The organism is Arthrobacter sp. Y3225116 (assembly GCF_059091245.1).
Map to the genome: position 1 here is coordinate 1 of NZ_JBNHGL010000103.1, position 9,826 is coordinate 9,826.

Consider the following 9,826-nt stretch of genomic DNA (forward strand, 5'->3'; position numbering starts at 1 on the left):
CGTTCCGCACCGCGGCCTCCAGTGCCGCGCTGTCCGCGCAGCAGGCCAGCGGCTGCTGTTTGCCGTCGGCGTCGACCGGGATCCAGAGTCTGGCCTCCGGCCGGCCGACGGCGTGGCGCAGCAGCAGTTCCGGCAGCCCGGCCAGCATCGGCATGTCGCAGGCGAAGAGCAGCGTGAATGGAGACCGCACGGAGGCACCGCCGTCGTCGTCCCGCGCCCGCGCGGAGGCACCGCCGTCGTCGTCCCGCGACAGCGCCTGCATCCCCGCCGCGATGCCCGCTGCCGGGCCGGAGAACGGCGGGTCTTCCCGGGTGAGCGTCAGCCGCAGCGGCCGCGGAACGAGGGTGCGGCGGAAAGCTTCCACTTCCTCCGACAGGTCATCGGGCCCGACGACGGAGATTCGCCGGGCCCCGCGGACGGCCTCCAGCGTGCGGCGCAGCAAGGTGACTCCCTCGAGCCGCAACAGTGCCTTGGGGCTGCCGCCCAGGCGCGAGGACCGGCCGCCGGCCAGCACGACGGCGTCGAAAACCGGAGCCGTCACGCGGCGGTATGGGTGTCGAGGAACTGGCTCCAGGCCGGGGCGGGACGGTCCAGGTCGCGGATCCGCCAGCGGGCGCCGCTGGGCGGCCGGGGCGTGAAGCGCAGGCTCCAGCCCATTTGGGCCAGCGTGCGGTCGCCCTTGGCGTTGTTGCAGCGCAGGCAGCAGGCCACCAGGTTCTCCCAACTGTCTTCTCCCCCGCGGGACCGGGGCTTGACGTGGTCCACCGTGGTGGCTGTCTTGCCGCAGTAGGCGCAGAGGTGGTTGTCGCGGCGCAGGACGCCGCGGCGGGTCACCGCGGTGTCCTTGTTGTACGGCATCTTAATGTAGCGGTTGAGCAGGATGACCGAGGGTCGGCCCAGTATGTCGTTGGGGCCGACGACGGGGTCTCCGTCTTCGGCAATCACGCTGGCTTTGCCGGTGAGCACAAGAAGCAGCGCCCGGCGGAAGGTGACAACCGCCAGGGGCTCGTAACCAGCATTCAGAACGAGTGTGCGCATGCACATTCCTCTAGGTCTGGCCAACCCGACCGGTGCTTCAGATCCCGGTCCGGGACTGGATTTTCTGCACTGACAGTCAAAGAGTATGACGGCGAGTGCGTTCCGCGCTAACTTTTTCGCCGCCTGTGGGCCGTCAGAATGGTGCCGTCGGCGGTCCGGCGGCAGGCGCGGGGCACCCGTGGGGCCCGCCTTGGGCCCTGGCCAGGCCGGTCCGCCCAGGCGTCTGTCCGCCCAGAAACGCCGACGGCCCCGGTGCACGCGCTGGGCGTGGACCGGGGCCGTCGGGACGGTCCCTGCGGACCGGAGAAGGCTGTTGCCTAGTTGACGCGGATGGCTACGTAGCCGGATCCGACGTCCGCGCTGGCCAGTGCGGTGGTGTAACCGGTCCAGCCGCCGTGGATGGCCTGGCCGTTGCCCACGTAGATGGCGATGTGCGCAACGCCTGCGCCGCCGTCGGAGTAGTAGAGCAGATCGCCCGGCTGCGGGGTGGACACCTGGGTGCCGTAGCTGAAGAACTGTGCGGGTGCCAGGTCGCCCACCGAGAAGCCGGCGGCGCGCAGGGCCTTCTCCACCATGGCGGTGCAGTCCTGCGAGATGCCGATCTGGCCGTACGCGGAGGACACGAGGGTGGAAGCCACGCCGCTGGCGGAAGCTTCGGCCTTGGCCGGCGCTGCCTTGGCCGCGGGAGCGGCGGCGGCTGCCTTGACCTCGACCGCGGGAGCGGCGGCCTGGACAGCGCCCTGGGCGGTGTCTGCGACCTCCTCGACAACCGGGGCCACTTCTTCGGCCACGGCTTCGACAACAGGCTCAGGCTCCGGGGCCGGAGTGGACTTGATGGCGGGACGCGAGAAGGTCAGCTCGACGGCACTCGAAGCCTGGACGGTGTCCACCTGCACGCGGCTGGGAACGGACACGGTGGATGCGGTGCGTTCGATGGAGGTTGACTGCGCGGGAACCGCGGCGGTCAGGGCCAATCCGGACGCGGCAGCGATCACGGCTGCCGAGCGACCCATGGATCCGGCATTGGACGAGACGGCTTTGGAAATCGTCTCCAGCGGGTTGGTGCGGACGGAAACGGCGCGGTGGCGCCCCGTAGCGGTGTCATTGAACACGTTAAAGGCCTCTCCCAATGCCTGCGAGGTGAGCTGTCGGGTTCGGATGGGAGTGCATCCGGCCGCAGCCCTCCCCGGCAATGCCTGAGAGTGCTGACGACTTAACCCCAAGGGTTCCTGTACGGAGCCCGAATTTGGTTCCCCCGCCTCTGCCCGCGAAGTTTTTTGCGAACGGACTCCGGACGGTGGCAGAGCTCGGCAATCCACCCGGAGGTCCCAGCCGTTTGGCAACTGGCACGCGTTAGAGCGTATACGATCAATCACGCATTGTCACATTCTGATCACGGCGCGGTGATGTTTTGATTACGACAGGCCCTCGGAGCCCTGCTTCCGGGCGGTTCCGGGGCGGGGCTGGTACGAAGCGTGCCGCTTGTGTCTCGGGGCTGTGCGGACGTTCCAGGCGCCGTTTCCGCGCGGGTCTTCCGCGTGGCGCCGGGCCCGTCTTTGCGGGGCCGCTCCGGACCTGTCTTCGCGGGCCGCTCTCGCGCAAGTCTTCCGCGGGCGGCTCCGGGCCGTCATCACCGCGCCGTCTCCGCGCAAGTCTTCCGCGCAAGTCTTCCGCGCGTGGCGCCGCGCCGTCGTTGCGCGCAGGTTCTCCGCGCAGGTTCTCCGCGCACCGTATTTTTAACGCCCGCAGCGCGCCCCGAAGGACGCGCCGCGAGATGGCCGTGACAGGAAGGGTTTAGCCTGCCGGGCGGATGAAGACCGGGCCGGAGCCGATGTAGGCGCTGCCCAGGACGGTGCTGTAGCCCGCCCACCCACCGTGGACCGCCTGGCCGTTGCCGACGTAGATGGCCACGTGGGCCACGCCGGCGCCGCCGTTGGCGTAGTAGATGATGTCGCCGGGCTGCGGGGTGGACACCTGGGTGCCGTAGGCAAAGAACTGCGCCGGGGCCAGGTCGCCCACCGCGAAGCCTGCCGCGCGCAGGGCGTTCTCGACCAGGGCCGTGCAGTCCTGGGCGACACCGATCTGTCCGTAGGCGGCCGCAACAATGGCGCCTGCGGCTCCGCTGGCGGCAGCCTCGCCGGCCTTCTTGACGGTCTTGGTTTCGTTCGACCCGGCGTCGTTGCCGGTCGTGGGGTTGATCTCGTTGGAGACGGCCTGGACAACCGGCTCTGGTGCGGGGGTGGAGGTAATCCCCGCGCGTTCGAAGGTCAGCTTCACGGCTGCGGAGGCCTGCACGGCTTCCACCTGCACGCGGGCCGGGGCCTCGACCCCTCGGTCTGCGCTGACAGCCTGGGCCGGGATGGTACCGGTCAGAACCAGGCCGGTAGCGGCGGCGATCACGGCACCCTGACGTCCCATGGTTCCCGCATTCGCGGACACAGCCTTGGAAATCGTCTCAAGCGGGCTCGTGCGGACGGGGGTCGCACGATGGCGGCCCGCAGTAATGCTCTTGGACACGGTCTGTACCTCTCCCAAATGCCTGCGAAGTGAGCTGTCGGGTTCGGATGGGAGTTCATCCGGCCGGCGGGCTTGCGGGCTGGTGGCCCGGGCCTGCTCGGCTTTACCCCAAGGACACCGTGCGATGTCCGGGAAGTGGTTCCCCCGCCTCTGCCATGCGATTCGGTGCGAACGAACTTCGGGCGACGGCAGAGTTCGGCATTCCGCCCGAAGGTGCCAGCCTGTTGACGACTGGCACGGGTGAAACCTTATAACAGTTTGCGGGGTGTGTCACGTTCCGGTTACGGCGTGTTCATCACAGCCAGCCGGTGGGGTCCACCAGCTTGTCGTTGACCATCACTTCGAAGTGGAGGTGGCAGCCGGTCGAGGCGCCGGTGGTGCCGCTTTGGCCCACCATCTCCCCGCGCTCCACGGTCGCCCCGACCGAGGTGTCAATGGTGCTCAGGTGGTTGTAGGTGGTCTTCAGGCCGTTGCCGTGGTCCACCACGATCCGGTTGCCGCCGCCGCCGACCTGGAAGCCCGCCTCGACGACGGTTCCGCCGGCCGCTGCGTGGACCGGGGTCCCGCAGGCTGCTCCGTAGTCCTGGCCGGTGTGCAGCTCCCCGGCGTAGCCGGTGATGGGGCTGACTCGGTAGCCGAACGGCGACGTCATGGTCAGCTCGTCCATCGGCTGCGAGAGGGAGCCTTCGCTGCTGACGACCTGGGCATTGCTGCCCGAAGCGACCATGACCTGCTTCAGCTTCGTGTCCGGGTCGAATTTGCTGGTCAGGCCGGCCCGCTCGAACGTCAGCCGGGCTTCGGTGGCGGCGGAAATGCTGCTGGCGGCCGGGGCGTCCTGCGGGGCGTCGGCAGTGGCGCCGGCCGTCGTCGGCAGCATCACTGTGAGTGCCATCCCGGAGGCGGCTGCAACGATCGCTGTCTTATGTCCGACGTCGCGCGCGGCTGCTGCTACCGGCGACGGCGCCGGCTGGGCGCGGCGTCGGCCGGGTGTTGCGGCACGTGGGCGTGAGTGTTCGGCCGGGGCGGTTGAACGGCGCCGTCCCGAGGCTTTGTGTCCTGCCAAAATTCTGTTACCTCTCCCAAAGCGCCTGCGAAGTTAGCTGTCGGATTCGAGTCAAGAGAAAACTCGGCCACACCGCACAGAGCGCCGGTGGAACGATTCACCGAGGCTTTGCCCGCTGCGGCTTCACCCCAAGGCAGCGAACTAACTGCCGCTTGGTGGGTCCTCCGCCCCTGTCTCACGGATACACGCCTCCGCCGACAGGGTTCGGCTTGCGGAGGGTGTGGGAATCGATGTCTCGATGCCCGGGTCAACTATACGTAAAACTCCCCGAAAGTAATAAATCCGTTATCCGGGGTGCGTGTTTTCAAGGGTCAACGTTTCATCGCATTGATACAAAGATGTGCGCGGCGACTTCCGGAGGCAGTTCCAAGGCCCCTTCGATCCCCGGCACGCGCACGGAAATGTACTCGCCGGCGGTCTCCAACTGAAGGCTTGCGCCGGGCTTCAGCCCGCCCTCTTCCAGCTGGAGCAACAGTTCCGGTTCCACCTGGATGGGCTCCGCCAGCCTGACGATGCTCACCTCTTTGTCGGACGTGTAGCTGCCCATAACCTGCGCCAGATTGAGCACGCCGGTGGTGAACTCTTCGGCCGGCTGGCCGCCGAGCGCTTCCAGGCCGGGGATGGGATTGCCGTACGGCGAAACCGTCGGCCTGCCCAGCAGTTCGAAGAGCCGCTGCTCCACCCGCTCGCTCATCACGTGCTCCCAGCGGCAGGCCTCGTCATGCACGTAGGCCCAGTCCAGCCCGATGACGTCGGAGAGCAACCGCTCGGCCAGCCGGTGCTTGCGCATCACTTCGGTTGCTTTTCGCCGGCCCAGCTCGGTCAGCTCCAGATGCCTGTCGCCGGTGACGACTACGAGTCCGTCCCGCTCCATCCTCCCGATCGTCTGCGACACGGTCGGGCCCGAGTGGCGCAGCCGCTCGGCGATCCGGGCCCGCAGCGCGACGATGTTCTCTTCTTCGAGCTCGAGGATAGTGCGCAGGTACATCTCGGTAGTGTCAATGAGATCAGTCAATGGCTTCTTGCTCCTCGGCGCGGTGAAAAGGCTGCTCCAGCAGCATGCATGAGGGTGTTTTCCCCTCCCCAGCCTAGCCTGTTTTCCTTACCGGACCGGCAGCTACGCCGCGGGCTGACGCGCCGAGCGGCCAACGCAACAATGCCCGCTTCAACTAACGGCGGCCCTCGGCGTTGGGGCAGAATGAAACGGGCGTTCAACGGCGAACCGCCATCGAGATCATTGCCACCACGCCAGGAAAGGTATTCATGAGCGATACCCAGTCCATCAGCATTCCCGCCGACCTGCTCCCGAAGGACGGGCGCTTTGGCGCCGGCCCGTCCAAGGTGCGCCCGGAACAGGTCGACGCCCTGGTCGCCGCAGGCAAGAACCTTTTGGGCACGTCGCACCGCCAGGCACCGGTGAAGAATCTTGTGGGCAGCGTCCGCGAAGGGCTCAAGGAGTTCTTCAAGGCGCCGGAGGGGTACGAGGTCATCCTCGGCGTTGGCGGCTCGACGGCGTTTTGGGACGTCGCAACCTTCGGACTGGTAGAGCAGAAGGCCCAGCACCTGTCCTTCGGGGAGTTCAGCTCCAAGTTCGCCGCGGCCACCAACAAGGCTCCGTTCCTGGCCGAGTCCAGCATCATCACCTCGGAACCCGGCTCCCGGCCGGAGCCGCGGGCGGAGGCCGGCGTGGACGTGTATGCCTGGGCGCAGAACGAAACCTCCACCGGCGTGGCGGCTCCGGTGCAGCGTGTGGATGGTGCCGACGCCGGCGCCTTGGTCCTCATCGACGCCACCTCCGCCGCGGGCGGGCTCGACGTCGACGTCACCCAGAGCGATGTCTACTACTTCGCCCCCCAGAAAAACTTCGCGTCCGACGGCGGCCTGTGGCTGGGCGTCTTCTCCCCCGCAGCGCTGGAACGGGCCGCCCGGATCGGTGCCACCGACCGCTGGATTCCGGACTTCCTCAATCTTGAAACGGCCATCGACAACTCGCTGAAGAACCAGACCTACAACACGCCCGCGCTGGCAACCTTGGTCACGCTCAACGCCCAGATCGAGTGGCTGAACGGCAACGGCGGCCTGGACTTCGCTTCCGGCCGCACCGCCGATTCGGCAGGACGGGTGTACCAGTGGGCGGAGGCTTCCGCCGTGGCGACCCCGTATGTGGCGAACCCGGAGCACCGCTCCAACGTCATCGCGACGGTGGACTTCGACGAGTCTGTCGACGCGGCAGCGGTCGCCAAGGTGCTGCGCGCGAACGGAGTGGTGGACGTGGAGCCGTACCGCAAGCTCGGCCGCAACCAACTGCGCATCGCCACCTTTGTCGCGGTGGAGCCCGAGGACGTCAGCGCACTGCTGGCCTGCATCGACTACGTGGTGGACCGGCTCCAGGGCTGACTCCCCCGACGTCCACCCGACATCGCGTCGTTTCGCAAAAGGTCCGGCTACCGTTCGCGGCGGCCGGACCTTTTGCATTGGTTGCGTTGCGTAGGGCGTTGCGTCAGCGGTGAGCGTCAGCGGCATGCGTCAGCGGCGTGCGTTAGCAGTGTGCGTCATCGACGTGCGTCAGCGGCGTGCCTCATTGGCGTGCGTCAGCGGCGTGCGTCAGCGGCGTGCGTCAGCAGCTCGCCTGTGCACGATGGCGCCGGCAGCGTTGCGTCCCACCAGCGTCGTCCCGCCGCCCAGCGAGCCTGAATGCTCGCCCCTAAACTGTCGGAGGCGGCCGGTAGCGTGTGGATATGGAGGGCGAGGGCGACGAGCTTCGGTTCCCGGTTCCGGGACAGGGACTGGTGATGGACCTTGGTGTGCCTTCGCGTCCGGACAGTTCCCTGCTGGAAGCGCTGCTGCAGCACGTGGTGGCAGAAGCGTTGCTCCGGCGGTATGGCATCGGCCCTGATCGCGCCGGCTTCATTCCCGTGGCCGCTGACCTTAGCGCCCCTAGCACGGTCGACTCCGCCAGCTCTGCAGAGATTCCTTCGCCACCGGAAGCCACCGATGGCGGGCAGCCAGCCATGCCCGAGGACGCCGAAAGCATGCCTGTGGTGCCCGAGGGTGGGGTGGGGGTGCCTGCCGTGCTGGCCGGTTTGTTGGCGGTGGTGGAGCCGGCGGACCTGGATGACGTGCAGACCATGGATTATCTTTTGGCTGCGGCGCGGGTGGAGGCGTGGGTGCAGTCATGCAAGGTCAAGGCGTTGGACCGCTTCGCCCGGCTGCGTCCCGGGATGGGCGGGGACCGCGACCCGGAAGGCTTTTCCCGCTTCGCGCGCCAGGAGATTTCGGCGCATCTGTGCACCGGTGACGCGGCGGCGCGGGCCATGCTGGCCGACGCGCGGCAGATCTGCGCGCACCTGCCGGGCACTCTCGAGGCGATGGGCCGCGGCGACCTGGACTTGCCGCGGGCGAAGGCGCTGGCCCGCGGCTGCGCGGACCTGCCGGCCGAGTGCCTGCAGGATTTCGAGGCCGCGGTGCTGCCCGGTGCCGGGGACGTCACGCTGGATACCGTCCGCTCCCGCGCGCGGCGGATGCGGGACCGCCTGCACCCGGAATCCCTGGCGCAGCGGCACCGGCGGGCGAACGAGTCCCGGGATGTTCAGCTGACCGACCAGGACGACGGGATGGCCGAGTTGTGGATCCGGACCAGCGCGGACAAAGCGCATCTGGTCTTCGACCGGATCCAGGCCACAGCCCGCTCCCTGCAAGGCCCGGACGAGGCCAGGACCCTGCCCCAGCTCCGCGCCGACGTCTTCTCTGACCTCATGCTCCCCGGCCGCACCTGCCCGGCAGCCGCGGCGGACACGGAGGCTGCGGAAGACATGGGACCGGCAGCCCCGGTCACGGCGCCGGCAACCGCCGGCAGCGGCGGTAACTGCGGCAGCGGCAGCTTCGCGGGAGGCGTGTCCGGGGCCTGGACCGTCGCGGACCCACGGCCGACACCCGCGGACGCAACGGCTACCCGGGCTGCACCCGGCGCCGGCAACTGCGGCGGTGCGGGGCCGGGGATGCTGGTGACGGTGCCCCTGACCACGCTGCTGGGACTGGGCGAGGAGCCCGGGGACTTGGCCGGGCACGGCCCGATCCCGGCAGACATGGGACGGGAACTGGCGCAGCTGGCCAGGTCCTGGCTGCCGGTGCTCACCGACGACCAGGGCCAGGCGATCGCGGCCGCCCGGAAACTGCGGATTCCGCCCGGCTGGCTCAAACGCCTCGTCCGGGTCCGGGACCGGCACTGCCGCTTCCCCGGCTGCCGCCGAGCCGCCCGGTACTGCGAGATCGACCACATCCGAGGGTGGGACGACGGCGGGCCAACCGTGCCGGAAAACCTGCAGTGCCTGTGCAGCGCCCACCACGCGGCGAAGACCGCCGGGCACATCCGGGCCGAGGCCGGCCCACATGGTCAGATCACCTGGACCACGCGGACCGGCCACCGCAAGACCACTCACCCGGACGAGGGCTGGGACACCCTCCTGCCCCGGCCAAATGAAACTGAAGCGGCAGCCAACGGCGAAGGCGGAGACAACACCCTCGGCGCCACAGATGCAGCCGGAGACCCCGACGGCGCCACACCCGCAGCCCGAGACACCGACGATGGCGCCACACAAGCAGCCGACGGCGCCGCCGCCCGCGACATCAGCGACCCCGGTGGCCAAGCAACACCGAAACGTATTTTCGGCGGCATCGAACTGCCCGATGACAGCACCGACCCCGACGCACCACCCCCATTCTGACGCCGGCGCTGCACTGCGCCTGGACGCTTCTGCGGTGACACTTCTGACGCCGAGGCCAGCCGTGAAGAAACTCGTAGCCTCGCCCTGGAAGAACGCGAAGCCTCGCGGTCCCGGCCCAGCCCGGCAAGGTGTTTTGCCTGTCGTTGGCCAAAAATTCACCACTGCTCGGCCTGCCGGTCGACTTGGATCAGCACACTAGAGGACGATCCGACAGTTCAATGCAGAAGGTGAAAACGTGACCGAAACCAAGAAGCGCTACCTGCCGATGCTGGGCCATGTGTCCGGAAAACGCAGCGCCGTGACCTGCGCGCTCAAGTGCGACAACGCCTGCGCCAAGGGCGTCTGCAACACCTCGGACAATAACTACTTCCGGGACATCGTCTCCGCCGAATACTCCCGCCGCCGGATGATGGGGTTGGGCGGCGCCGGCGCGCTGGCGCTGATGTTCGGCGGCGGGGCTGCCGCGGAGGCACAGGTCGGGCTG

At 68.4% G+C, this 9,826-nt stretch carries 8 protein-coding genes, 1 pseudogene and 3 riboswitches; of the genes and pseudogenes, 3 read left to right on the plus strand and 6 right to left on the minus strand.

Translation table 11 applies throughout. The features are described from left to right. The 6 genes from mobA to AC5RV2_RS10730 all read right to left on the minus strand — a co-directional run. A partial coding sequence (gene mobA / locus AC5RV2_RS10705) for a molybdenum cofactor guanylyltransferase (protein ID WP_494092311.1) occupies positions 1-541 on the minus strand: 541 nt, incomplete at its 3' end. Then, positions 538-1,038: an HNH endonuclease gene (locus AC5RV2_RS10710; protein ID WP_493979388.1), complete on the minus strand. Its 501-nt coding sequence runs from the start codon at positions 1,036-1,038 to the stop codon at positions 538-540. The genes mobA and AC5RV2_RS10710, both read right to left, overlap by 4 nt. A gap of 317 nt (positions 1,039-1,355) precedes the next feature. After that, positions 1,356-2,150 carry an NlpC/P60 family protein gene (locus AC5RV2_RS10715; protein WP_494092312.1) on the minus strand — a complete coding sequence of 265 codons (795 nt, stop codon included), beginning with the start codon at positions 2,148-2,150 and terminating at the stop codon, positions 1,356-1,358. A gap of 4 nt (positions 2,151-2,154) precedes the next feature. Next, a riboswitch (cyclic di-AMP (ydaO/yuaA leader) is annotated at positions 2,155-2,323 on the minus strand. A 509-nt stretch (positions 2,324-2,832) separates the two neighbouring features. After that, positions 2,833-3,555, minus strand: a complete 723-nt coding sequence (locus AC5RV2_RS10720; protein WP_494092313.1) for an NlpC/P60 family protein — start codon at positions 3,553-3,555, stop codon at positions 2,833-2,835. Positions 3,556-3,559: 4 nt separating this feature from the next. Next, a riboswitch (cyclic di-AMP (ydaO/yuaA leader) is annotated at positions 3,560-3,733 on the minus strand. A 117-nt stretch (positions 3,734-3,850) separates the two neighbouring features. Continuing rightward, on the minus strand, positions 3,851-4,447 hold the full coding sequence (locus tag AC5RV2_RS10725) for a M23 family metallopeptidase (protein ID WP_494092314.1): 597 nt from the start codon (positions 4,445-4,447) through the stop codon (positions 3,851-3,853). A gap of 177 nt (positions 4,448-4,624) precedes the next feature. Continuing rightward, positions 4,625-4,838: riboswitch (cyclic di-AMP (ydaO/yuaA leader) on the minus strand. 99 nt (positions 4,839-4,937) lie between these two features. After that, entirely contained in the window at positions 4,938-5,633 is a 696-nt protein-coding gene (locus AC5RV2_RS10730; protein ID WP_494092315.1) for an iron-dependent transcriptional repressor DtxR, read from the minus strand. A 248-nt stretch (positions 5,634-5,881) separates the two neighbouring features. On the opposite strand from AC5RV2_RS10730, the gene serC reads away from it, so the two are divergent. From serC to AC5RV2_RS10745, 3 genes and pseudogenes are all read left to right on the plus strand, one after another. Continuing rightward, entirely contained in the window at positions 5,882-7,015 is a 1,134-nt protein-coding gene (serC, locus tag AC5RV2_RS10735) for a phosphoserine transaminase (RefSeq protein WP_494092316.1), read from the plus strand. A 341-nt stretch (positions 7,016-7,356) separates the two neighbouring features. After that, positions 7,357-9,342, plus strand: coding sequence for an HNH endonuclease signature motif containing protein (locus AC5RV2_RS10740; protein WP_494092317.1), 1,986 nt, complete (start codon positions 7,357-7,359; stop codon positions 9,340-9,342). A gap of 235 nt (positions 9,343-9,577) precedes the next feature. Beyond that, positions 9,578-9,826 (plus strand): annotated as a pseudogene (locus AC5RV2_RS10745) (phosphatase); the annotation flags it as partial.

Excerpts from the sequence above, each read along its gene's own strand:
- AC5RV2_RS10740 (WP_494092317.1), top strand. The coding sequence starts at position 7,357 with ATGGAGGGCGAGGGCGACGAGCTTCGGTTCCCGGTTCCGGGACAGGGA.
- AC5RV2_RS10710 (WP_493979388.1), bottom strand. The coding sequence starts at position 1,038 with ATGCGCACACTCGTTCTGAATGCTGGTTACGAGCCCCTGGCGGTTGTC.
- AC5RV2_RS10725 (WP_494092314.1), bottom strand. The coding sequence starts at position 4,447 with ATGGCACTCACAGTGATGCTGCCGACGACGGCCGGCGCCACTGCCGAC.
- serC (WP_494092316.1), top strand. The coding sequence starts at position 5,882 with ATGAGCGATACCCAGTCCATCAGCATTCCCGCCGACCTGCTCCCGAAG.